Origin of the sequence: Streptomyces sp. Tu 3180, assembly GCF_009852415.1 — a bacterium.
Classification (GTDB): Bacteria; Actinomycetota; Actinomycetes; order Streptomycetales; family Streptomycetaceae; genus Streptomyces.
On the sequence record NZ_WOXS01000002.1, the window covers coordinates 4,036,937 to 4,060,406 of the forward strand.

The following is a 23,470-nucleotide window of genomic DNA, read 5'->3' on the forward strand; positions in this document are numbered from 1 at the left end:
CGGAACACTGCGAAACCTGGTCCTGTGGAGCAGTTTGGAGTGCTCGCCACCCTGTCAAGGTGGAGGCCGCGGGTTCAAATCCCGTCAGGACCGCAACAGCCGGAAGGCCCGCCCCCGTGGGGCGGGCCTTCCGCGTTGTGCGGGGCCTTCCGTGCCGCCGGCCCTCCCCTGCCGCACGTTCGGCGCGTTCCCGGGCCCGTGCGCCCTCCCGGGGCCCTCCCGGCGTCTTGACGGGCTGACGTTCCGTCGGTACCCCAGGAACCAGGGTCCTTCTCCGTGCGGCCCGTGGAGGTGGCGTATGGGGGCATCGGCCAGGCACGAGACGAGGGCGCTGCTCCGCGCGCACCTGTCGGCCGCGTCGTCGTACCGGCACCTGACCCGTCACTGTCCGATCTGCCATCGCCTGCTGCGGCTGGCGCTGGACTCGGCACCGCGCCCCGCCGCGCCCGCCGCGCCCGCCGAGGACGAGTGCGCCGCCGACGCCCCGTCACACGAGCCCGGCCCCAACGCCCTTTCCCTCTAGCGCATATGCCACAGCGTCGACAAGCCGAGTGGTATGTGACGGGTGTCACCGTATGAGTTTTCAGAAGTGCGGTACTTACACCTCTCCTACAACAGGTCAATTTAATATGTGCAATTGCACCACCCGGAGAGGTGTGCGCCGACGCCCGCGCGGGTGATCCGCACAGGGGCGCCCCAGAGTCCGACAAGTCCGCGCACAAAGCCTCCCCGCCCGCCCCGCCGGCCGTCCGGGCCCCGGTGCGCCCGCGTCGGGGCACAAAAAGATCGCGCTGGACCCGGCGGAGTCCAGCGCGATCGACGACGCACCCTTGTTCAGTTGCCCGGAGAGCTCTGTTCTGCTTGGGCGAGGGGCCTGTTGGGGCAGTCCCCGCGTCGCTTGGAGCTAGGGTTTCGGGCGCCTCGACCAGTTGGGGGACCGGCCGGTTCGCCCGGATTGTTCAGTTGTTCAGGCCTCGCTGCGCTGCTGCGGAATGCCCGCGAGCAGGGCGCGGACCTCGGCTTCGCGGTAGCGGCGGTGCCCGCCGAGCGTGCGGATCGACGTGAGCTTGCCGGCCTTCGCCCAGCGCGTGACCGTCTTCGGGTCGACGCGGAACATGGTGGCGACCTCAGCCGGGGTCAGCAGCGGCTCGGCATCAGGGGTGCGAGCGGTCATGAGCGGCCTCCTCGGGAGAACCGAACCTTCTCGGTTCTTTCCTCTAAATTCTGCACCTTGACCCGCGTTGCCCGAAATGGCGGACGCGAGTCGAGTCGGTTATAGGACGAACGGCTTGTCCTCGGCACTACAACTACACCATCTGTCCAGCCGCGTCGGCCAAACCGATGGAATTGCCCTCCCAGGTGTTCATCAGCCGCGGAAGCCGATGGACCATGCCATAGCGGACAGTCACACCGCTGTGACGATCAGTCACAGCGGTGATCAGGAGGCACCGGACCCCCCAAAGCGTGCAATGCTGAGATTCCGCCCACAATGGAGCACAGCGGGACGGAGGAGTCCTCCCCGGACTCCTTGTCCTATTTTGGCATGAGGAAGGGCAAGGGGCGCAAGAGCCGCGTACGTGCGGTCCGTCACGCTTGGCGCGCTTGGGGCATACGCCCGGATCGGCTTCTACGTCCGTTGTCGGGCCCGTGTTGACGGAACCTCAGGGCGAAGACAAAACCCCAAGAAGGGCGTTTGGTCAAACGTCAGTTCGCCGAGCGCAGGTCCCGCACCGTCCGCCACCGCTCGACCAGCCGCCCGTACGCGGCGCCCGCGCCCTCGTCGTCGCCGCGGCGCAGCGCCGCGATCCCCTCGGCCGCGTCCGCCGCCGAGTGGTCGTCCTTCAGCACGCCGGCCGGCAGGGCGTGCACCAGACCGCCGTAGTCCAGCTCGACCAGCGAGCGCGGGTGGAACTCCTCGAGCCAGCGCCCGACGTCGACGAGGCCGTCGATCAGCAGCCCCTCCCCCACCGCGTCGCGCAGGGCCCGCAGCCCCCGCGCGACCCGCCGCCGGGCCTGGACCATGGGCGTCCGGTAGCGCAGGACGGGCGCCTCGCCCGCGGCGCCCTCGGCGTACTCGCGCTCCTCGTCCGCGAACAGCACGAACCAGTTGATCGGCACCTGCCAGGTGGAGGTGCGGATCCAGGGCCGGGCGTCCGGGTGGCCGGCCAGCCAGTGCTCGTAGTCCTGGGCCGCCTGGCGCCGTACGACCGGAGGGAGCAGCGCGTCCAGGACCGGCGGGGGGAAGTCCTCGGCGACCTCCCCCAGGGCCTGCCAGCCGCGCAGCCGGGTGCGCCAGGGGCACACGCACACCACGCCGTCGATCTCCAGCACGAACGCGTCGTCGCTCTCGTGCACCGGCACCGGTACGGGCGGCGTGGGGGCCAGGTCGGCCAGTGCCCGGCGGAGTTCGTCCTGGTAGGAGGGGCGGTCGGGGCGGCGGGCGTAACGGGCCCAGTGGCCGCGCTCCGGCTCGGGGAAGGCGGCCAGCGGTTCGTACACGCGCAGGTAGGTCGCGTAGGGGACGATCACCGAGGTCACCTTGGGCACGCCTGCTCCCTCCCCCGTGGGCCGTCGCGAAAACCTGCGGGCCCCGCTCGCGGACACGCGGGAAATACGCGCAAACCGACGCACGGCGTACTCCGGTCGGAGGTGATCCTCGCCACGGTGCTCCCTGTGGGCGCGCCAGGCTCTAATCTCATGCTCACAGCCCCCGCCACCCGTACGGGAAGCTACTCCCACCCGCCGCTACTTACTCAGGAGTCACCACAGTGACCGACGTATCTGACGGCGTCCTGCACACCCTGTTCCGCTCGGACCAGGGAGGCCACGAGCAAGTCGTGCTCTGTCAGGACCGTGCCAGCGGCCTCAAGGCCGTCATCGCCATCCACTCCACCGCACTGGGCCCCGCCCTCGGCGGCACCCGCTTCTACCCGTACGCGACCGAGGAGGAGGCCGTCGCCGACGCGCTGAACCTGGCGCGCGGGATGTCGTACAAGAACGCCATGGCCGGCCTCGACCACGGCGGCGGCAAGGCCGTGATCATCGGTGACCCGGAGCAGACCAAGAGCGAGGAGCTGCTGCTGGCCTACGGCCGGTTCGTCGCCTCGCTCGGCGGCCGCTACGTCACCGCCTGCGACGTCGGCACCTACGTGGCCGACATGGACGTCGTGGCCCGCGAGTGCCGCTGGACCACCGGCCGCTCCCCCGAGAACGGCGGCGCCGGCGACTCCTCGGTGCTCACCGCCTTCGGCGTCTACCAGGGCATGCGGGCCTCCGCCCAGCACCTGTGGGGCGACCCCTCGCTGCGCGACCGCAAGGTCGGTATCGCGGGCGTCGGCAAGGTCGGCCACCACCTGGTGGAGCACCTGCGGGCCGAGGGCGCCGAGGTCGTCATCACCGACGTGCGCGAGGACGCCGTGCGGCGGATCCTCGACCGGCACCTCGAGGGCGTCACGGCCGTCGCCGACACCGAGGCGCTGATCCGCACGGAGGGCCTGGACGTCTACGCCCCCTGCGCGCTCGGCGGGGCGCTGAACGACGACACCGTGCCGGTGCTGACCGCCAAGGTGGTCTGCGGCGCCGCGAACAACCAGCTCGCCCACCCGGGCGTGGAGAAGGACCTCGCCGACCGCGGGATCCTCTACGCGCCGGACTACGTGGTGAACGCCGGCGGCGTCATCCAGGTCGCCGACGAGCTGCACGGCTTCGACTTCGACCGGTGCAAGGCGAAGGCGGCGAAGATCTTCGACACCACGCTCGCCATATTCGCGCGCGCGAAGGCCGACGGGATCCCGCCGGCCGCCGCGGCCGACCGGATCGCCGAGCAGCGGATGGCGGAGGCGCGTCCGGTGGCGTGACGCCCGGGTGACGCGAGGCGTGCACGAGATGTGTGCGGGCGCCCGGAAGCGGGCGCCCGCGCGTGTTCGGCCGGTACCCGCCGGGGGCACTTGGAGAGAACTCTCACTTCTTCCGGCGGGTCGACCGCCGATAAGTGGTTAAAATCGCGTTTGACCAGCGAGGACGGGACGTCTCGAAGGTCTGGGCGCGGGCACGTCATGCGGGCGACGTACCGTATGGGCGCGGGCTCAGGTACCGTGGAAGCTCTACAGACCGGCCTCTCCGTGGGGAGTCCGTTCTGGACCATGAACGCGTGTCAAGACTCTGGGGCCGTCGAGCCCCGTCGTTGAGGGGGTCGAGCCATGGGGCGCGGCCGGGCCAAGGCCAAGCAGACGAAGGTCGCCCGCCAGCTGAAGTACAACAGCGGTGGGACGGACCTCGCACGCCTGGCCGAGGAGCTGGGCGCATCGACATCGAACCAGTCACCGAACGGTGACCACTTCGAGGCCGATGAGCAAGACGACGACCTGTACGCACGGTACGCCGACCTCTACGAGGACGACGACGAGGACGAGGACGACCAGTCCCCGCAACAGCGTCGCGGCGCTTGACCTTGCACTGAGCATCAGCCCGGTCGGTGACTGACGGTCACCGACCGGGTTTCATGCTGCCCGCCCGTCGCAGGCGCGGGCAGCGTGGCGGTGCTCAGTTCGCGTAGTCGCCCACGAGGGCCGCGCCGGTCGTGTGCTCACCGCGGGCGGTGACCTCGCCGGCCACCCAGGCGTCCACGCCGCGGTCGGCCAGCGTCGCCAGCGCCACGTCCGTGGACTCCTGCGGCACGACCGCGATCATGCCGACGCCCATGTTGAGGGTCTTCTCCAGCTCCAGGCGCTCGACCGAGCCGGTCCTGCCGACGAGGTCGAAGACCGGGGCGGGGGTCCAGGTGGAGCGGTCGACGACCGCGTGCAGCCCGTCCGGGACGACCCGGGCCAGGTTGGCCGCGAGGCCGCCGCCGGTGACGTGGCTGAAGGCGTGCACCTCGGTGGTGCGGATCAGGGCCAGGCAGTCCAGCGAGTAGATCCTGGTGGGCTCCAGCAGCTCCTCGCCGAGGGTGCGGCCCAGTTCGTCGATCCGGCCCTCCAGGGCGAGTCCGGCCCGGTCCAGCAGCACGTGCCGGACGAGGGAGTACCCGTTCGAGTGAAGACCGGAGGACGCCATGGCGATCACCGCGTCGCCCTCGCGGATGCGGTCCGCGCCGAGCAGCCGGTCGGCCTCCACGACGCCCGTACCGGCGCCGGCGACGTCGAAGTCGTCCGGACCCAGCAGGCCCGGGTGTTCGGCCGTCTCACCGCCGACCAGGGCGCATCCGGCCAGCACGCAGCCCTCGGCGATGCCCTTGACGATGGCGGCGACGCGCTCGGGGTGCACCTTGCCGACGCAGATGTAGTCGGTCATGAACAGCGGCTCGGCACCGCACACCACGATGTCGTCCATGACCATGGCGACCAGGTCGTGGCCGATGGTGTCGTACACGCCGAGCTGCCGGGCGATGTCGACCTTGGTGCCGACGCCGTCCGTGGCGGAGGCGAGCAGCGGGCGGTCGTAGTTCTTCAGGGCGGAGGCGTCGAAGAGGCCGGCGAAGCCGCCGAGGCCGCCGAGGACCTCGGGGCGCCGCGTCTTCTTCACCCACTCCTTCATGAGCTCGACCGCGCGGTCGCCCGCCTCGATGTCCACGCCCGCCGCGGCGTAGCTGGCACCAGTGTTCTGGGACATGACTGTGAGAGCTTTCGTGTCGTCCGTCAGGGCTTACGGGCGGCGGATCGCGTCGACCGCGGCCGGGGCGGCGGTGCCGGCGGCCAGCTCGGTCTCCAGGAGCTGCTTGCCGAGGAGCTCGGGGTCGGGCAGTTCCATCGGGTACTCGCCGTCGAAGCAGGCGCGGCACAGGTTCGGCTTGGCGATGGTGGTCGCCTCGATCATGCCGTCGAGGGAGATGTACGCCAGGGAGTCGGCGCCCAGCGAGGTGCCGATCTCCTCGATGGTCATGCCGTTGGCGATGAGCTCGGCGCGGGTGGCGAAGTCGATGCCGAAGAAGCAGGGCCACTTCACGGGCGGCGAGGAGATCCGGATGTGGACCTCGGCGGCGCCGGCCTCGCGGAGCATGCGGACCAGGGCGCGCTGGGTGTTGCCGCGCACGATCGAGTCGTCGACGACGACCAGGCGCTTGCCCTTGATGACTTCCTTGAGAGGGTTCAGCTTCAGGCGGATGCCGAGCTGCCGGATGGTCTGCGAGGGCTGGATGAACGTACGTCCGACGTACGCGTTCTTGACCAGGCCGGCGCCGAAGGGGATGCCGGACTCCTCGGCGTAGCCGATGGCGGCCGGGGTGCCCGACTCCGGGGTCGGTATGACCAGGTCGGCCTCGACCGGGGCCTCCTTGGCGAGGCGGCGGCCCATCTCGACGCGCGAGAGATACACGTTCCGGCCGGCGATGTCGGTGTCCGGGCGGGCCAGGTACACGTACTCGAAGACACAGCCCTTGGGCTTCGCTTCCGCGAACCGGGAGGTGCGCAGGCCGTTCTCGTCGATGGCGACGAACTCGCCCGGCTCGATCTCGCGGACGAAGCTGGCGCCGCAGATGTCGAGGGCGGCGGACTCGGAGGCGACGACCCAGCCGCGCTCCAGACGGCCGAGCACCAGCGGGCGGATGCCCTGCGGGTCACGGGCCGCGTAGAGGGTGTTCTCGTCCATGAAGACGAGGCTGAAGGCACCCCTGACCTTCGGGAGGACCACGTGCGCGGCCTGCTCCACGGTCACCGGCTCGCCGTCGGCGGCACGCTGGCCGGCCAGCAGGGCGGTGATCAGGTCGGTGTCGTTGGTGGCCGCCACCTTCGGGGCGCGGCCGTTCTCCTTGGGGAGTTCGGCGACCATCTCGGCGAGCTGCGCCGTGTTGACCAGGTTGCCGTTGTGACCGAGCGCGATGGATCCGTGCGCGGTGGCGCGGAACGTCGGCTGGGCGTTCTCCCACACGGAGGCGCCGGTGGTCGAGTAGCGGGCGTGTCCGACCGCGATGTGACCCTGGAGCGAACCGAGCGAGGTCTCGTCGAAGACCTGGGAGACCAGGCCCATGTCCTTGAAGACGAGGATCTGGGAGCCGTTGCTGACCGCGATACCCGCGGATTCCTGACCCCGATGCTGGAGGGCGTAGAGCCCGAAGTACGTGAGCTTGGCGACCTCTTCGCCCGGAGCCCAGACACCGAAGACGCCGCAGGCGTCCTGGGGGCCCTTCTCACCGGGGAGCAGGTCGTGGTTGAGTCGTCCGTCACCACGTGGCACGTCTTCGAGTGTAGGCGAGATCGACCACTGGTCCGAATGCGGGATGCGGCCCCGCTCGCGGGTCAGGACTCGGCGACGGCGCGCACCTCGGTGCCGTTTTCGCTGGTCAGCGTGAGCGTGCGGTGGTCGACGGAATAGGTGAGCGTGCCGTCGAAGAGCTTCGTCAGGGACTTCTCGGCGGCCATGAGTGAGTCTTCGCACATCATTCGGGTCGTGGAGGGCGTGCCGAGGGTGATATGGCCGTCGCGCACGGTGGCCCCGGCCTCGACCCTGTTGCAGCCGAGGCTGCCGGAGACGGTGCGCTCGCGCTCGTCGAAGGTGAGGTGGGCACGGCCGTCGGCGGCGGGGGTGGTGACGGTCCACTTCGTGCCGTGCAGGGGGGCGTCCTCGCTCCTGCTGAGGCGGACGGTGTCGCCGGCGTCGGTGGTGAGGGTGAGGCGGTCGTCGTTCACGCGGGCCCTCAGGGCGCTGTCGGTGAGGGTGCGCGAGAGCGCGTGCTCGAAGTCCATGGGCTTGTCGTCGCAGGCCATCTCGGTGGACGTGGCGTCGCTGAGCGTGATCCGGTCGCCGTCCTGGGCGGCCCGGGCGCTGAAGGTGTTGCAGCCGTAGCTGCCCTCGGCCCGGCCCTCGCCGTCCAGGGTGACGTGCGCGCCGTCGGGGGCGCGGTGCGTGGTCCCGTCGACGGTGACGCTGTCGACGCTCCAGCGGATGCCGGTGACCGGTTCCTCCGCCCGGGCGGAGCCGCTGCCGCCGCCCGCCTTCTCGCTGCCACAGGCCGCCAGGAACGGGACGAGCAGGGCGGCCGTCAGGGTCGTGCGCTGCTTGTGCTTCTGCCTGTACATGCCCATTCGACGGAGCCGGGGAGCAGGCGGTTCCCCTTCTGCCCGGGACTCACGCCGTCAGCGGCAGGTACGGCCCGAGGTCCGCCCGCTCGCCGCTCGCGCTCACCCGGGCGCCGGCCACGGCGTCCGGCCAGGCCAGCCGCCCGGTGGCCAGAGCGATCCAGGTCAGCGGGTCGGTCTCGACGACGTTGGGCGGGGTGCCGCGGGTGTGCCGGGGGCCCTCGACGCACTGCACGACGGCGTACGGCGGGATCCGCACCTCCGTGGAGCCGCCGGGCGCCTTCGCGGCGAGCGCGTCGGCCAGCAGCCGGGTCGCTGCGGCGAGGGCCTGGCGGTCGTACGGGATGCCGAGGCCGGGCACGGCGGCGTTCAGGTCGTCGGTGTGGACGGTGAACTCGACGGTGCGGGTGACCAGGTAGTCGGCGAGGGTGAGGGCGCCGGTCCGGGTGGCGAGGAGGCGGGTGCCGGGGGTGTCGGCCAGGCACGCGGCGAGGCGCTCCTCGGCGCCGGCGTAGAGGGCGTCGAGGTCGGGGTGGGCGGCGGCCAGTTCGCGGGTGCCGTCGGCGACGCCGCCCGCGCGGGCGGCGGTGGCGGAGGGCCAGTCCAGGAGGGCGAGATCGGCCGTGGCGGGCTCCTCGCGGTCGAGGCCGCGGCTGACGGCCTCCACGGCCATGGTCACGTGCGCGGCCAGCTCCCGCACCGTCCAGTCGCCGAGCCGGGTGGGCAGGGCGAGCTGCTCGGGGGTGAGGGTGCGCACGGCCGACCGCACGTTCCCGAACTGGGCCAGGACGGCGGCGCGGATCCGGGCGGGGTCGTAGGAGCGGGTGCGCTTCTTGGCCGGTGGCATGGCGGAAGCCTATGCGGGGACGGCGGGCGCCGGCCGGGGTGCGTCGCGGACCCCGCCGTTCCGGGACCGCCGGCGCCGTGCCGGGTGGGCGGGACGCCGGGCGCGGCGGAGCCCCCGCCCGGCGGACCGGTGCGGGGGCTCCGTGCGCAACGGTGCGGTGTGATCAGGCCAGCAGGGCCGGGATCGTCCGCTCGTGCGCCTCGCGCAGCTCCTGAAGGGTCAGCGCGAACTCGCCCTGGACCTCCACCGTGTCGCCGTCGACGACGCCGACGCGGGTGGCCGGGAGGCCGCGCGCGCCGCACATGTCGTTGAAGCGGACCTCCTCCGAGCGCGGCACGGCGACGATCGCGCGGCCGGCCGACTCGGAGAACAGGAAGGTGAAGGCGTCGAGCCCGTCCGGGACGACCAGACGCGCGCCCTTGCCCCCGAGCAGCGCCGACTCGACGACCGCCTGGATCAGACCGCCGTCGGACAGGTCGTGCGCGGAGTCGATCATGCCGTCGCGGGAGGCGGAGATCAGGATCTCGCCGAGCAGCCGCTCGCGCTCCAGGTCGACCTCGGGCGGCAGACCGCCGAGGTGGTCGTGGACCACCTGGGACCAGGCCGAGCCGCCGAACTCCTCGCGGGTGTCGCCGAGGAGGTAGAGCAGCTGGCCCTCCTCCTGGAAGGCGACGGGGGTGCGGCGGGCCACGTCGTCGATCACGCCGAGGACCGCGACCACCGGGGTCGGGTGGATGGCGGCCTCGCCGGTCTGGTTGTAGAGCGAGACGTTGCCGCCGGTCACCGGGGTGCCGAGCTGCCGGCAGGCGTCGGCCAGGCCGCGCACGGCCTCGGCGAACTGCCACATGACCGCCGGGTCCTCGGGGGAGCCGAAGTTCAGGCAGTCGGAGACGGCCAGCGGCCTGGCGCCGGTCGTCGCCACGTTGCGGTACGCCTCGGCGAGGGCCAGCTGGGCGCCCGTGTACGGGTCGAGCTTGGCGTACCGGCCGTTGCCGTCGGTGGCGATCGCGACGCCGAGGCCGGTCTCCTCGTCGATGCGGATCATCCCGGAGTCCTCGGGCTGGGCGAGGACGGTGTTGCCCTGCACGAAGCGGTCGTACTGCTGGGTGATCCACTGCTTGGAGGCCTGGTTGGGCGAGCCGACGAGCTGGAGGACCTGGTCCCTCAGCTCCTCGGACGTCCGCGGCCGGGGCAGCTTGTTCGCGTCGTCGGCCTGGAGCGCGTCCTGCCACTCGGGGCGGGCGTAGGGGCGCTCGTAGGTCGGGCCCTCGTGGGCGACCGTGCGCGGGTCGACGTCGACGATCTTGCCGCCGTGCCAGTAGATCTCCAGGCGGTCGCCGTCGGTCACCTCGCCGATGACGGTGGCGATGACGTCCCACTTGTCGCAGATCTCGAGGAAGCGGTCGACCTTGTCGGGCTCGACGACCGCGCACATGCGCTCCTGCGACTCGCTCATGAGGATCTCCTCGGGCGAGAGCGTGGAGTCGCGCAGCGGGACGTCGTCCAGGGTGACGCGCATGCCGCCGGAGCCGTTGGAGGCCAGCTCGGAGGTGGCGCAGGACAGGCCGGCCGCGCCGAGGTCCTGGATGCCGACGACCAGCTTCTCCTTGAAGGCCTCCAGGGTGCACTCGATGAGGAGCTTCTCCTGGAAGGGGTCACCGACCTGCACCGCCGGGCGCTTGGACGGCTTGGCGTCGTCGAAGGTCTCGGAGGCCAGGATCGACGCGCCGCCGATGCCGTCGCCGCCGGTCCGGGCGCCGTACAGGATGACCTTGTTGCCGGCGCCGGACGCCTTGGCGAGGTGGATGTCCTCGTGCCGCATCACGCCGATGCAGCCGGCGTTGACCAGCGGGTTGCCCTGGTAGCAGGCGTCGAAGACGACCTCGCCGCCGATGTTGGGCAGGCCCAGGCAGTTGCCGTAGCCGCCGATGCCGGCGACGACGCCGGGCAGGACGCGCTTGGTGTCGGGGTGGTCGGCGGCGCCGAAGCGCAGCGGGTCGACGACCGCGACCGGGCGGGCGCCCATCGCGATGATGTCGCGCACGATGCCGCCGACGCCGGTGGCCGCGCCCTGGTAGGGCTCGACGTACGACGGGTGGTTGTGCGACTCGACCTTGAAGGTGACCGCGTAGCCCTGGCCGACGTCGACCACGCCGGCGTTCTCGCCGATGCCGACGAGCATCGCGTCGTTCTCGGGGGCCTTCTCGCCGAACTGGCGGAGGTGGACCTTGGAGGACTTGTACGAGCAGTGCTCGGACCACATCACCGAGTACATGGCGAGCTCGGCGCCGGTGGGCCGGCGGCCGAGGATCTCCACGATCCGCTCGTACTCGTCCTTCTTCAGGCCGAGTTCGGCCCAGGGCAGCTCGACGTCGGGGGTCGCGGCCGCGTGCTCGACCGTGTCCAGAGGCGTCCGGCTCATGCGTTGACCAGCTTCTTGAGGATCGAGGTGAAGAACGGGAGGCCGTCGGTACGGCCCGTACCGATCAGCGGCTCGACGGCGTGCTCGGGGTGCGGCATCAGGCCGACGACGTTGCCCGCCTCGTTGGTGATGCCGGCGATGTCGTTGAGCGAGCCGTTCGGGTTGACGTCCAGGTACCGGAAGGCGACGCGGCCCTCGGCCTCCAGCGCGTCCAGCGTGTACCGGTCGGCCACGTAGCGGCCGTCCATGTTCTTCAGCGGGATGTGGATCTCCTGGCCGGCCGTGTAGTCGGTGGTCCAGGCGGTGTCCGCGTTCTCCACCCGCAGCTTCTGGTCGCGGCAGATGAAGTGCAGGTGGTCGTTGCCCAGCATGCCGCCGGGGAGCAGGTGCGCCTCGGTGAGGATCTGGAAGCCGTTGCAGATGCCGAGGACGGGAAGGCCCGCCCTGGCCTGCTCGACGAGGGTGTCCATCACCGGCGAGAAACGGGCGATGGCCCCGGCGCGCAGGTAGTCGCCGTAGGAGAAACCGCCGCACAGCACCACGGCGTCGACCTGCTTGAGGTCCTTGTCCTTGTGCCACAGGGAGACGGGTTCGGCACCCGCGACACGGATCGCGCGCTGCGTGTCCCGGTCGTCGAGACTGCCCGGGAAAGTGACGACGCCGATACGAGCGGTCACTTCGCTGCCTCCGCGACTTCCTCGACCCGGACGGTGAAGTCCTCGATCACGGTGTTGGCGAGGAAGGATTCCGCAAGATCGTGGATGCGGGCGAGCACGGCCTCGTCGACCGGCCCGTCAACTTCCAGTTCGAATCGCTTTCCCTGACGGACGTCCGAGATCCCCTCGAAACCCAGCCGCGGCAGTGCGCGCTGCACCGCCTGGCCCTGGGGGTCGAGGATCTCCGGCTTGAGCATGACGTCGACTACGACGCGTGCCACTGGCACTCCCGGTGTGTGGTGCTGAGCAGGTTCCTTCAGACTACCCGCACAAAATTTCTACGCGAGTAGAGTTGTAGGAATCTACGTGAGCCCGATCACGGTCCGCCACCGCAGGGAGGCGCCAGGGAAAAGATCCGGGAAAGATCTGCATTCACTCGCACATCTCTATTGCGCCGCGGACACGCGGGCAGATTTAGTCGGTCTCCACATTGCATTGCCGGGCACTGTACAAATGAATTGCCGTTAGCGGATACTTTGCCCGATTACAGGCGGACAGACGGCATCTCGGTGACGTCCCGGCACGTCATCACGGACGTCCGGACCGAGATGCCGCACGAAGGGACCGATATTCGTGGCGCAGAAGGTCGTGGTCACTCTCTTTGACGACATCGACGGCTCGGAAGCGGCGGAGACGATCGCCTTCGGACTCGACGGCAAGTCGTACGAGATCGATCTGAACGAAGCCAACGCCGGCGAACTGCGGAAGGCGCTCGCACCGTACGTGGAGGCCGGCCGCAAGCGGTCCCGGTCGGGCAAGGCGTACCGGCAGACGGAGGTCGCCCCCGACCCGGCGGCCGTGCGCGCCTGGGCGCAGGCGAACCGGATGGACGTCCCCGCCCGCGGGCGGATCCCCAAGAAGGTCTACGAGGCGTTCGCCGCGGCCCGGTGAGCCGGCCCGGACGGTGACCGGCCCCGCCGGAGGCCCGGAGGGCCGCCTCGACGGCCGGTCACCCGTCCCGCGGCACAACCGACTTGCGCAGCACCCCAGGTGATCGGCTAGAGTCTGGAACACGCCGCCGGGCGAGGCCGAAAGGCCCAGCTCACGGAGTACATGCGGGTGTAGTTCAGTAGCAGAACATCCCCCTTCCAGGGGGAAGGCGCAGTGTGCAATTCCTGTCACCCGCTCTGCACAGCCGTACGGACCACTCCTGTGGATCAGGTAGGCTTGTGACTGCACCGATCGGTGAAAGCCGGTCGGGAGCCATGCGGACGTAGCTCAGTTGGTAGAGCGCAACCTTGCCAAGGTTGAGGTCGCGAGTTCGAGCCTCGTCGTCCGCTCGGGAAGAAGGCCCCGGTCCATCGGACCGGGGCCTTCTCGTGTGCCCGCGCTCCCCGCCGTCTGACATTTGTCATGTCCGGTAATGACAGCGCGCACTGCTGCCCCGCCCGCCGGGCGGTGACGATGGAGTCATGCGAGCGAGCGAACACGAACACGTGATAGAGGTCACCGGCCTGCGACGTGTGTACGGGGACGGGTTCGAGGCGGTGCGCGGGATCGACTTCTCCGTGCGCCACGGGGAGATCTTCGCGCTGCTGGGCACCAACGGCGCCGGCAAGACGTCGACGGTCGAACTGCTGGAGGGCCTCGCCGCACCGGCCGGCGGCCGGGTGCGCGTCCTCGGGCACGACCCGTACACCGAGCGGGCCGCCGTGCGCCCCCGCACCGGGGTGATGCTCCAGGAGGGCGGCTTCCCCTCCGAGCTGACCGTCGCGGAGACCGCGCGGATGTGGGCCGGCTGCGTCACCGGGGCGCGCCCGCCGCGGGAGGTGCTGGCGCTGGTCGGGCTGGAGAAGAAGACCGGCGTGCGGGTGAAGCAGCTCTCCGGGGGCGAACGGCGGCGCCTGGACCTGGCGCTCGCCCTGCTCGGCGACCCCGAGGTGCTCTTCCTGGACGAGCCCACCACCGGACTCGACGCCGAAGGACGCCGGGACACCTGGGAGTTGGTGAGCGCGCTGCGCGAGCGCGGCACGACGGTGCTGCTGACCACCCACTACCTGGAGGAGGCCGAGAACCTCTCCGACCGGCTCGCGATCCTGCACGAGGGACGCATCGCCGCCACCGGCACCCCGGCCGAGGTGACCGCCGCGCAGCCGTCCCGGATCACCTTCGAACTGCCCGAGGGCTACTTCCTCGGCGACCTGCCGCCGCTCGACGAACTGGGCGCGTGCGGGCACGAGACGGAGGGGCGGACGGTCCGGCTGCGGACCCGTGAGCTGCAGCGGGCGGCCACCAGACTGCTGGTGTGGGCGGAGACGGCCGGGGTGGAACTGCGCGGGCTGGACGTGCGGTCCGCATCGCTGGAGGAGGCGTTCCTGGGCATCGCCCGGGAGGCGTCCGCCACGGGAGAACGGGAGTACGCGGCATGAGCGGGACGGTCACCACGTCGAAGGGGACGCGCGGCACGGGCACGGCGACCACGACGCCCCTGGGGCGCATGGGGTCCCTCGCCCGGGCCGAGATGACGCTGCTGGGGCGGAGCAGGGGCACCCTCTTCGCCGCGCTGTTCGTGCCGCTGGTGCTGCCGTTCAGCGTGCGCGTGTGGGCCGAGGACATGGATCTCGGGGAGGCCGGGCTCACCGTCGGCGCGGTGGTCCTGCCGGCCGCGATCGGCTTCTCGCTGCTGTTCGCCGTCTACTCGTCGCTCGTCGGCGTCTTCGTCACCCGCCGCGAGGAACTCGTCCTCAAGCGGCTGCGCACCGGTGAGTTGCGGGACGCCGAGATCCTGGCCGGATCGGCGCTCCCGGCCGCCGTGACGGGGCTCGCGCAGTCGCTGCTGCTGGCCGCCGGCTGCGTGGTGCTGCTGGACATGGCGGCCCCGTCGGCGGTCCACCTGGCGGTGCTGGGGCTGCTGCTGGGGCTGGTGATGTGCACGGCGCTCGCCGCCGTCACCGCGAGCTTCACCCGGACCACCGAGAGCGCCCAGGTCACCTCGATGCCGCTGCTGCTGGTCTCCATGATGGGCTCCGGGATGATGATCCCCCTGGAGTTCCTTCCCGACCGGCTCGCCTCCTTCTGCGAGCTGCTGCCGCTCACCCCCGTCATGACCCTGGTGCGCGCGGGCTTCACCGGCGACCTGTCGGCGGGTGAGACGCTGGGCACCCTGGCGACGGCGGTGGCCTGGACCCTGCTGGCGGTGTTCGCCGTGCAGCGGTGGTTCCGCTGGGAGCCGAGGCGCTGACGTACGAAGAGGCAGGGGAGCACGGGGACATGAGCAGGCCCGGCGGCTGGTGGGGGCGCAAGAGCACACCGGCGAAGGTCGAGACGTACACGCGGTGGTCGTTCCACTCGTTCGCGCTGATCGAGCTCGCGTGTGCCGGCGGCCCGGTGATCGGGCAGGTCGGACCGGGAACGGCGGCCTTGCTGATGCTCATGGCGGCGGCGCACAGCGTGGTCTGCGCCGTGACCGCCTCGCGCGCCCTGGACTGGCTGCGCGGGCAGCGCGAGCAGCCCGTCCGCACCCTGTGGGTGCTCGGTGCCACCACCGTGACGGTGGCCGTCACCGCCCTCGCCGTCGCCGAACACGGCCCCGCAGGCGAGGACGTCGACGGCGCGGCCGGCGGGATCTTCGCGATCGTGATGGTCTTCGGCGCCGGCGCGGCCGCGGTCGGCGTCCGCGGCCGGCGGCGGGCGTTCGCCGCCGTGGCGGGCTTCTCGGCGGGCGCGGGGGCGGTGTCCCTCCCCCTCGGCCTGCCCGGGCCCGTGGCGCTGGTCACCGCCCTGCTGGTGCTGGTCGGCGGCGGGTTCTTCGCCTTCACCTACGCCTTCTCCGTCTGGCTGCTCAACGCCGTCTACGAACTGGACGAGGCCCGCGAGACCCGCGCCCGGCTCGCCGTCGCCGAGGAGCGGCTCAGGTTCGGGCGGGACCTGCACGACGTGATGGGGCGAAACCTGGCCGTGATCGCGCTGAAGAGCGAGCTGGCCGTCCAGCTCGCCCAGCGGGAGCGGCCGGAGGCCGTGACGCAGATGGTCGAGGTGCAGCGGCTGGCGCACGAGGCGCAGCGGGAGGTGCGCGAGGTGGTGCGCGGCTACCGCGAGGCCGACCTCGCCGGCGAACTCACGGGCGCGCGGGGCGTGCTGAGCGCCGCCGGCATCGACTGCACGGTCGACGGCTCCGTGACGGGACTGCCCGCGCCGGTGCAGTCCGCGCTCGGCTGGGTGGTGCGGGAGGCGGCCACGAACGTCCTGCGGCACGGGGACGCACGGCGGTGCACGGTGGGGCTGCAAGTACGGGAGGGACGCGTGGTGCTGACGGTGGAGAACGACGGGGTGCCGCGGACCGGCGGTCCGGGCCGGGGGTCCGGGCTCGTCGGGCTGCGCGAGCGGCTGACGGAGATCGGGGGGACGCTGCGGGCCGGGCCCACCGGGGACGGGCGGTTCCTGCTGACCGCCGAGGTCCCGCTGCCGGCGCGTTCCGGCGAGGCTCCCCCCGCGGCGTCCGCGGCCGCGCCCGCCCCCCTTCCCGTGAGCGAGGTCACGCCATGACGCAACCCCGGCCCGTGCGGCTGCTGCTGGCCGACGACGAGCACCTGATCCGGGGGGCGCTCGCCACCCTGCTGTCGCTGGAGGACGACCTGGTGGTCGTCGCCGAGGCCGCGACCGGACCGGAGGCGCTGGCGATGGCGCGGGCGCACACGCCCGACGTCGCCGTCCTGGACCTGCAGATGCCCGGCGCGGACGGTGTGAAGGTCGCCACATCGCTGCGGGCGGAGCTGCCCGGCTGCCGGGTGCTGATCGTGACCAGTCACGGGCGGCCGGGGCACCTGAAGCGGGCGCTTGCGGCGGGTGTGCGCGGGTTCGTCCCCAAGACCGTCAGCGCACAGCGCCTCGCGGAGATCATCCGCACGGTGCACGCGGGAAACCGCTACGTCGACCCCGAGTTGGCGGCCGACGCGATCGCCGCCGGGGACTCCCCGCTGACCGCGCGCGAGGCGGAGGTGCTGGAGCTCGCGGCGGACGGGGCGCCCGTGGCGGAGATCGCGGAGCGGGCCGCGCTGTCCCAGGGGACCGTGCGGAACTACCTGTCCTCGGCCGTCTCCAAGCTCGGGGCGGAGAACCGGCACGCGGCGGTGCGTCTCGCCCGCGAGCGAGGTTGGGTATAGTTGGCCTCGCGCCACGGCGCAACGCGGACGTAGCTCAGTTGGTAGAGCGCAACCTTGCCAAGGTTGAGGTCGCGAGTTCGAGCCTCGTCGTCCGCTCGGCACGAAGGCCCCGGTCCATCGGACCGGGGCCTTCGTCGTGCGCTCAGCTCCAGGTGGTGCCGGTCAGCCGCTCGTACGCCTCCACGTACTTGGCCCGGGTCGCGTCCACGACGTGCTGCGGCAGCGGCGGCGGGGGCTGCTCGCTCCGGCGGTCCCAGCCGGACTCGGCGGACGTCAGCCAGTCCCGCACGTACTGCTTGTCGTACGACGGCTGCGCGCGGCCCGGCTCCCACCGCTCGGCCGGCCAGAAGCGGGAGGAGTCCGGGGTGAGCACCTCGTCCGCGATGACCAGGGTCTCGCCGTCGAAGCCGAACTCGAACTTGGTGTCCGCGAGGACGATCCCCCGGTCGCGGGCGATGTCGCGGGCGCGGGAGTAGGCGGCGAGGGTCGCCTGGCGCAGCCGGGCCGCGGTGTCCGCGCCGACCTTGCGGGCGACCTCCTCGTAGGAGACGTTCTCGTCGTGCTCGCCGACCGCGGCCTTGGTGGCCGGGGTGAAGATCGGGGCGGGCAGTTCCGAGCCGTCCACCAGGCCCTCGGGGAGGGCGAGGCCGCAGACGGTGCGGGACTCCTGGTACTCGGCCAGCCCGGAGCCGGTGAGGTAGCCGCGGGCCACGCACTCCACCGGGACCATCTCCAGGGACTTGCAGACGAGGGTGCGGCCCTCCCAGTCGGCCGGGGCGCCGGCCGGGAGTCCGGTGCTCAGGACGTGGTTGGGCAGCAGGTCGGCGAGCTGGTCGAACCACCACAGGGAGAGCCGGGTGAGGATCCGGCCCTTGTCGGGGATCTCGGTCGGCAGCACCCAGTCGTAGGCGGAGATGCGGTCGCTGGCGACCATCACGAGGTCACCCGCCTCGTTCCGGTACAGCTCGCGCACCTTCCCGGTGTGCAGGTGTACCAGGCCCGGAACCTGGAGGGGTTCGGGCTTCTCGACGAATCCGGACACGGTTCCTCCCCGTGGTGTGGAACAAGAGGGCGCCCGCGGGGCTCCCACAGGGCGGTGACGGGAGACGGGCGGGCCAATGACTCGATTCTCCCGTATGGGGCGAACGGTCTTGGCCAGGGGTCGGTGCGGGTGCGTCGCCCGGGGTCCCGGCCGGTTCAGTCGCGCTTGCAGATGCGGTCGAGGAGGTTGGCGGTGGCGCGCCGGACGCGGGGGTCGACGTGGCCGGGGCGGTCCAGGGCCGGGGACCAGGCGAAGGTGCCGGAGGCGAACACCCAGGCGCCGGAGGGGGCCCGGTAGAGGGACGTCTCCTGGTGCCGCCGGACGCCCTCGCGGTCGGTGTACGGGGAGTGCGCGAGCAGGACGCGCTCCTCGTGCGCGGGCAGCGGGGTGCGCGGGAAGTAGCGGTCGGCCTCGCCCGCGACCATCCCCTCGAGGGCGTCGCCCTCGTGCGCGCCGGTCGCCTCCCACATCCAGTGGCCGGCGTTGCGGACGATCAGCGGCTGCGGCTCGGGGACGTGACCGGCGTACTGGATGCCGAGCAGCTGCTGCTCCGCGCGGTCGGTCTCCCGCCACAGCGCCGGTTTGCCCGGGCCCCTGCGCTTGCGGCAGGTCAGCAGGCGGTCGGGGCCGGAGGGGGAGGGGGCGAGCTCGACCTGCCAGTACATCGTGTTGGCGGAGAGGAAGACCAGGGAGGTGCCGTGCTCGCGGGCGCGTTCCACGGCGGTGCGCATGGCCCGCGACCAGTACTCGTCGTGGCCGGGGAAGACCAGCCCCCGGTAGCGGGTGGGGTCGACGCGGCCGGCGTGCAGGTCGCGGGCGTCGGCGTAGGCGAGGTCGTAGCCGTAGCGCTCGGCCCAGCGGATCACGTCGTAGGCGTGGCCGACGTGCAGCGGGAGGCCGGCGCCCGCGTACGGGCGGTCGAAGGAGACGGTGGTCGCGGCGTCGGCCTCGCCGAGCAGGCGGCCCTCCTCGTCCCAGGCGTGGTAGAGGCTGGCGCCGGTGCGGCCGTCCTCCGGATAGAGGTTGTAGGCCTGCCAGGTGATGTCGGGCAGCACCAGGAGCAGGTCGGCCGGGCGGTCGTCGCGGACCGTGAACGGGACGTGCGAGCGGTGGCCGTCGGCCGTGGTGAGGACGGCGACGTACGCGCCGACGCTCCAGTACGACGGGATCGGCAGCCGCCAGGACAGCCACCAGTGGTGGCAGGAGACGGTGCGGTCGGCGGTGAGCGGCGGGGGCTGCACGATGCCGGAGAGGCGCGGGCTGGACGTGATCTTGGTGGCGCCGTCGCCGTTGTAGTGGCCGATGCGGTAGACGTCGACGCCGAACTCCTGGGGCGGGTCGACGGTGATGTGGAAGTCGATGGCCTCACCGGGGGCGACCCCGCCGGTGGAGGCGAACCCCTTGATCTGGCGGCGCACGTCGTCGGCGGCGCGGGGACCGCCGGAGGAGCGCGGGGCGGGGACCCTGGACGCGCCCTGCCTCGGGAGGCGGGCGACGGCCCCGGGGGGCGGTTCCTGGTCCACGTACCAGGGGACGACCTGGCCGGTGTCGCCGAAGTACGTCTCGTTGCCGCGCAGCCACGGGAGGGGGCCCTGCCCGAAGGGATCGTTCACGGCGTGCGCCAGCGCTCCCGACTCCCAGCGGCGGCTGTGCTCCGAACCCATGGTCGCTCCCCTCCCTCGTGCCCCCGTGGTGGTGCGGTGCGTGGTGCCGTTCGGCCGTCGTCCGACGGATGGTGCCTGTCGGTAGTTATGTGTTTGTCGTATGTCATGCGCCCTTGCCAGGGAACGCGAACGGTCCAAGCACATCACATTACGCGCGCGCTCCGTCACCGTTCGTCTGGAATTGACCGAAAGCGGAAGGGCGAGCTCCGAAAGCGGTGGGGCGGTCTCCGGCTAGACGAGCCGCACCGGTTTCTCCGGGCGTATGCCCTGCCGGATCAGCCACAGGTGCAGGGCCGCGGGGTCGCCGTCCTCGATCAGGGTCAGGACCTGGGGGGACAGGTCCGCGGCCCGTTCACCGCCGACGAGCAGGGTCGGGCCGTCGAGCCAGTCGAGGCCGGGGGCGGCGCCCGCGGTGTCCATCGCCGCGCAGCAGACCATCGCGGTGATGTGGTCGGCGAGAAGTTCGCGGGCGGTCCGCGGGGGCTGGAGGGGGAAGAGGGGCAGGGCCCGGTCGTCCCAGAGGGGGACGGGGTCGTGCGCGCCGGGGGGGACGGTGCCCGCGGAGGAGGCGGGGGCGGGGCGCCGGGAGGCCGCCGCCTCCTCCCGGGCCAGCTCGGCGCTCAGGCGGGCGGCCAGGGCGGCGCTGCGGGCGGTGGTGCCGGCCAGGTCCTCGTCGTCCTCCGGGACCGGCCCGGGACCGGCGGGCGGGGCCGGATCGGCGGGCGGGGCCGTCAGGTGGTCGAGGACGCGGGAGAGGGTCGGGCCGCCGGGGGCCGGCGGCCCGCCGCCGTCGGCGACGGGGCGCACCCGCAGGGCGTCCAGGACCCGGTGGAGGCGGGCGGCGTCGGTGCGCCACTTGCGGTCCACGACCTCCTCCGGGTAGTCGGCCCAGCGGACCGGCGACCAGGCCGGGCCGGGCTCCGCGGGGCCGCCGTGGAAGAGGCGGGCGGCGAGGAGGGAGGCGGCCTCGTCCACCGCGCCGGGCTCCTCGAGCAGGTCGCAGGCGGGGCGCTCGCCGAGCCGGGAGGCGAAGCCCTCGGCGAGCCGGTCCCGGCGGGACAGCTCGGTGAGCGCCGCCACCACTCCGGCGTTGAGCCGCGAGGGCCAGCGGCCCATCCGCCAGGCGGGCAGCGCCACCCGGGTGAGCAGCCGGTCCCAGCCCGCGTACGCCAGGCCCACCTGCTCCTGGGCGACGATGCGCAGCCCGTAGTCCACGGCCTGGGCGCGTTCGGCCGCCGCGGCGGCGACCCCGCGCTCCATCTCGGCGGCGTGCACCCGGCAGCCGCGCAGCAGCACCCGGGCGACCCAGCCGACGCCCGTGAGCACCCCGCGGAACACCGGCCCCCGGCGGGGCGCCGAGGCCACGGCCACCGCCGCGTCCAGGCCCCGCACGAAACGCCGGGCGGCCGCTATGTCCGGGTGCGCCGACGGCCCCGTACCGGCGACGACCGGGGCGAGGACCGCGCGCAGCTCGCCCACGCGCATCCACCACAGGAACGGGGAGCCGATCACCAGCACCGGCGCGGCGGCCGCGCCCGGGTGCCGGCCCGCACCCGCCAGGTCGCCGTGCTCCTCGGCGGGCGGCGGGCCGTGGGCCGGATGGGTGCGGTCCTCGAGCCAGCTGTCGCAGTCCGGGGTGAGCGCTATCGCGGACGGCGCGGGGACGTCGAGGCGGTCGGCGAGGTCGCGCACCATCCGGTACAGGTCGGGGGCCGCCTCCTCGGTGATCGGCACCGTCGGGCTCACGGCGGGCCGGGCCCGGGCGACGACCAGGGCGACCCCGGCGGCGGCGAGCAGGACGAGCACCGCGACCGGCGTGAGGATCCAGCGGGCGAGGTCCCAGCCGGTGCCCGGGAGGTGGCCGGTGGGGCCGCCGGCGAGCAGGATCACGGCGCCGGCGGCCGGCAGCACGGCGACGGCCAGCGCCCGGCTGCGCACGCGCAGCACGGCGAGCGCCCGTGACCGCGCGGTCCGTGTGCCCGTCTCCGCTCCCGTGCCGCTCGCGCTCATGGCCCGACCCCACCCCCTCCTGGTGGTCCTGACGCTGTCCTGGCGTTGCTCACTCCCCCACTGTGGCACCCGCCTCCGACATCGCAATGCCGATGGGCCAAGTGCCGGAACGCTTGCGCGGCACCCTAGTTGGGGCTCCGCCCCCCGTCAGCCGGATGGCCCGCCGCTCACTCGATGGAATGGCTTTGGGGAAAGCTGGATGACCGACCGCAAGGGTCAGGCCCCGGATCCTGAGACGGATCCGGGGCCTGCGGGGTTCATCGGCGCCGAGGGGTCCGGGGCCGGCGGGCGGGCCGGTCACGGCACCCGTCGCGGTCACGGCGCCCGTCGCGGTCACGCGTCCCGTGCCGCCTCCGCCGCCTTCGCCGCGATGTCCGTGCGGTGCTGGGAGCCGTCGAGGCGGATGCGGGCCACCGAGCGGTAGGCGCGGTCCCGCGCCTCGGCGAGGTCCTCGCCGGTCGCCGTGACGGACAGCACACGGCCGCCCGCGCTGACGACCGCGTCGCCCTCGCGCCGCGTCCCGGCGTGCAGCACGTACGCGTGCGGCGCGTCCTCGGCGGCGATCTCGTCGAGGCCGGTGATCGGGTCGCCGGTGCGCGGGGTGCCCGGGTAGTTGTGCGAGGCGACGACCACGGTGACCGCGGCCTCGTCGCTCCAGCGCAGCGGCTCCAGGTGGGCGAGGTTCCCGGTGGCGGCGGCCATCAGCACGCCGGCCAGCGGGGTCTTCAGGCGGGCCAGGACCACCTGCGTCTCGGGGTCGCCGAAGCGGGCGTTGAACTCGATCACCCGCACCCCGCGCGAGGTGATGGCGAGGCCGGCGTAGAGCAGGCCGGAGAACGGGGTGCCGCGGCGCCGCATCTCGTCGACCGTCGGCTGGAGCACCGTCTGCACGACCTCGTCGACCAGCTTCGGGTCCGCCCACGGCAGCGGGGAGTACGCCCCCATGCCGCCGGTGTTCGGGCCCTCGTCGCCGTCCAGCGCGCGCTTGAAGTCCTGGGCGGGCTGGAGGGGCAGGACCGTCTCGCCGTCGGTGATCGCGAAGAGGGAGACCTCGGGACCGTCGAGGTACTCCTCGACGACCACGCTCCCCCGCTGCCCCGACGGCGCGGGGGACGTCCCCATGCAGGCACCGGCGTGCGCCCGGGCCGCCTCGACGTCACCGGTGACGACGACGCCCTTGCCGGCGGCGAGCCCGTCGTCCTTGACGACGTACGGGGCGCCGAACGCGTCGAGGGCCGCGTCGACCTCCTCGGGCGTCGTGCAGACGTACGAGCGGGCCGTGGGCACGCCCGCCCCCGCCATGACGTCCTTGGCGAAGGCCTTGGAGCCCTCGAGCCGTGCGGCCTCCTTGGAGGGGCCGAAGACCGCGATGCCCGCGTCGCGCACGGCGTCGGCGACACCGGCGACGAGGGGGGCCTCCGGGCCGACCACCACGAGGTCCGCGCCGAGCCTCGTGGCCAGTGCGGACACGGCCGCGCCGTCGAGGGCGTCGACCTGGTGCAGCTCGGCGACCTCGGCGATGCCGGCGTTGCCGGGGGCGCAGTGCAGCGCGGTGACGTCGGGGTCGAGGGACAGGGAGCGGCACAGGGCGTGTTCGCGGGCGCCGCTTCCGATGACGAGGACCTTCACGGGGTCAGCCTAACGGGAGGCGGCGG

At 72.6% G+C, this 23,470-nt stretch carries 21 protein-coding genes and 4 tRNA genes; 12 read left to right on the forward strand and 13 right to left on the reverse strand.

Annotated elements, in window-relative coordinates:
* The first annotated feature begins 18 nt into the window (after positions 1–18).
* Positions 19–93: transfer RNA gene (locus tag GL259_RS19050), tRNA-Asp, on the forward strand.
* Between the two features lie 205 nt (positions 94–298).
* Positions 299–523 (forward strand): DUF6274 family protein, encoded by a 225-nt coding sequence (locus GL259_RS19055; RefSeq protein WP_159534398.1) that lies wholly within the window; start codon positions 299–301, stop codon positions 521–523.
* Positions 524–967: 444 nt separating this feature from the next.
* On the opposite strand, the gene bldC is transcribed toward GL259_RS19055, so the two are convergent.
* Both bldC and GL259_RS19065 read right to left on the reverse strand, forming a co-directional pair.
* A complete protein-coding gene (bldC, locus tag GL259_RS19060) occupies positions 968–1,174 on the reverse strand; it encodes a developmental transcriptional regulator BldC (protein ID WP_003949541.1) in 207 nt (68 codons plus the stop codon).
* A 530-nt stretch (positions 1,175–1,704) separates the two neighbouring features.
* A complete protein-coding gene (locus GL259_RS19065; RefSeq protein ID WP_159534400.1) occupies positions 1,705–2,547 on the reverse strand; it encodes a hypothetical protein in 843 nt (280 codons plus the stop codon).
* 221 nt (positions 2,548–2,768) lie between these two features.
* Here GL259_RS19065 and GL259_RS19070 point away from each other — a divergent pair, with 221 nt between their 5' ends.
* Positions 2,769–3,857: a Glu/Leu/Phe/Val dehydrogenase dimerization domain-containing protein gene (locus tag GL259_RS19070; protein ID WP_159534402.1), complete on the forward strand. Its 1,089-nt coding sequence runs from the start codon at positions 2,769–2,771 to the stop codon at positions 3,855–3,857.
* Between the two features lie 342 nt (positions 3,858–4,199).
* Positions 4,200–4,448: a DUF3073 domain-containing protein gene (locus GL259_RS19075; protein ID WP_159534404.1), complete on the forward strand. Its 249-nt coding sequence runs from the start codon at positions 4,200–4,202 to the stop codon at positions 4,446–4,448.
* A gap of 94 nt (positions 4,449–4,542) precedes the next feature.
* Here GL259_RS19075 and purM read toward each other — a convergent pair whose 3' ends face one another.
* The 7 genes from purM to purS all read right to left on the reverse strand — a co-directional run bounded on the left by purM (position 4,543) and on the right by purS (position 12,218).
* Positions 4,543–5,610, reverse strand: a complete 1,068-nt coding sequence (gene purM / locus GL259_RS19080) for a phosphoribosylformylglycinamidine cyclo-ligase (protein ID WP_159534406.1) — start codon at positions 5,608–5,610, stop codon at positions 4,543–4,545.
* Positions 5,611–5,643: 33 nt separating this feature from the next.
* Positions 5,644–7,170 (reverse strand): amidophosphoribosyltransferase, encoded by a 1,527-nt coding sequence (purF, locus tag GL259_RS19085; protein ID WP_159534408.1) that lies wholly within the window; start codon positions 7,168–7,170, stop codon positions 5,644–5,646.
* Positions 7,171–7,232: 62 nt separating this feature from the next.
* Positions 7,233–8,012 carry an META domain-containing protein gene (locus GL259_RS19090; RefSeq protein ID WP_159534410.1) on the reverse strand — a complete coding sequence of 260 codons (780 nt, stop codon included), beginning with the start codon at positions 8,010–8,012 and terminating at the stop codon, positions 7,233–7,235.
* Between the two features lie 49 nt (positions 8,013–8,061).
* The gene (locus tag GL259_RS19095) at positions 8,062–8,859 is read right to left on the reverse strand and encodes a maleylpyruvate isomerase family mycothiol-dependent enzyme (RefSeq protein ID WP_159534412.1); all 798 of its coding nucleotides are present in this window, start codon (positions 8,857–8,859) and stop codon (positions 8,062–8,064) included.
* A gap of 163 nt (positions 8,860–9,022) precedes the next feature.
* Complete coding sequence (gene purL / locus GL259_RS19100) at positions 9,023–11,281, reverse strand: phosphoribosylformylglycinamidine synthase subunit PurL (RefSeq protein ID WP_159534413.1); 2,259 nt, start codon at positions 11,279–11,281, stop codon at positions 9,023–9,025.
* Entirely contained in the window at positions 11,278–11,958 is a 681-nt protein-coding gene (gene purQ / locus GL259_RS19105; protein ID WP_159534414.1) for a phosphoribosylformylglycinamidine synthase subunit PurQ, read from the reverse strand. Before purQ ends, purL begins: the two co-directional genes overlap by 4 nt.
* Positions 11,955–12,218: a phosphoribosylformylglycinamidine synthase subunit PurS gene (purS, locus tag GL259_RS19110; RefSeq protein WP_159534415.1), complete on the reverse strand. Its 264-nt coding sequence runs from the start codon at positions 12,216–12,218 to the stop codon at positions 11,955–11,957. Before purS ends, purQ begins: the two co-directional genes overlap by 4 nt.
* 352 nt (positions 12,219–12,570) lie before the next feature.
* Here purS and GL259_RS19115 point away from each other — a divergent pair, with 352 nt between their 5' ends.
* The 8 genes from GL259_RS19115 to GL259_RS19150 all read left to right on the forward strand — a co-directional run bounded on the left by GL259_RS19115 (position 12,571) and on the right by GL259_RS19150 (position 17,195).
* Positions 12,571–12,888, forward strand: a complete 318-nt coding sequence (locus tag GL259_RS19115) for an Lsr2 family protein (RefSeq protein WP_159534416.1) — start codon at positions 12,571–12,573, stop codon at positions 12,886–12,888.
* 164 nt (positions 12,889–13,052) lie between these two features.
* Positions 13,053–13,124 (forward strand) — tRNA-Gly (locus GL259_RS19120).
* A gap of 80 nt (positions 13,125–13,204) precedes the next feature.
* Positions 13,205–13,277, forward strand: a tRNA-Gly gene (locus GL259_RS19125).
* A 132-nt stretch (positions 13,278–13,409) separates the two neighbouring features.
* Positions 13,410–14,366, forward strand: coding sequence for an ABC transporter ATP-binding protein (locus tag GL259_RS19130; RefSeq protein ID WP_159534417.1), 957 nt, complete (start codon positions 13,410–13,412; stop codon positions 14,364–14,366).
* Positions 14,363–15,178 carry an ABC transporter permease gene (locus GL259_RS19135; RefSeq protein WP_159534418.1) on the forward strand — a complete coding sequence of 272 codons (816 nt, stop codon included), beginning with the start codon at positions 14,363–14,365 and terminating at the stop codon, positions 15,176–15,178. Before GL259_RS19130 ends, GL259_RS19135 begins: the two co-directional genes overlap by 4 nt.
* 29 nt (positions 15,179–15,207) lie before the next feature.
* Positions 15,208–16,482: a sensor histidine kinase gene (locus GL259_RS19140; RefSeq protein ID WP_159534419.1), complete on the forward strand. Its 1,275-nt coding sequence runs from the start codon at positions 15,208–15,210 to the stop codon at positions 16,480–16,482.
* Entirely contained in the window at positions 16,479–17,099 is a 621-nt protein-coding gene (locus GL259_RS19145; protein WP_159534420.1) for a response regulator transcription factor, read from the forward strand. Before GL259_RS19140 ends, GL259_RS19145 begins: the two co-directional genes overlap by 4 nt.
* Before the next feature lie 23 nt (positions 17,100–17,122).
* Positions 17,123–17,195, forward strand: a tRNA-Gly gene (locus GL259_RS19150).
* Between the two features lie 46 nt (positions 17,196–17,241).
* Here GL259_RS19150 and GL259_RS19155 read toward each other — a convergent pair.
* The 4 genes from GL259_RS19155 to purD form a co-directional block, all read right to left on the reverse strand.
* Entirely contained in the window at positions 17,242–18,141 is a 900-nt protein-coding gene (locus tag GL259_RS19155) for a phosphoribosylaminoimidazolesuccinocarboxamide synthase (RefSeq protein ID WP_159534421.1), read from the reverse strand.
* Between the two features lie 155 nt (positions 18,142–18,296).
* The gene (locus GL259_RS19160) at positions 18,297–19,805 is read right to left on the reverse strand and encodes a N,N-dimethylformamidase beta subunit family domain-containing protein (RefSeq protein WP_159534422.1); all 1,509 of its coding nucleotides are present in this window, start codon (positions 19,803–19,805) and stop codon (positions 18,297–18,299) included.
* 231 nt (positions 19,806–20,036) lie between these two features.
* Positions 20,037–21,815, reverse strand: a complete 1,779-nt coding sequence (locus GL259_RS19165) for a hypothetical protein (RefSeq protein ID WP_159534424.1) — start codon at positions 21,813–21,815, stop codon at positions 20,037–20,039.
* Between the two features lie 333 nt (positions 21,816–22,148).
* The gene (purD, locus tag GL259_RS19170; RefSeq protein ID WP_159534426.1) at positions 22,149–23,444 is read right to left on the reverse strand and encodes a phosphoribosylamine--glycine ligase; all 1,296 of its coding nucleotides are present in this window, start codon (positions 23,442–23,444) and stop codon (positions 22,149–22,151) included.
* Between the last annotated feature and the right edge of the window lie 26 nt (positions 23,445–23,470).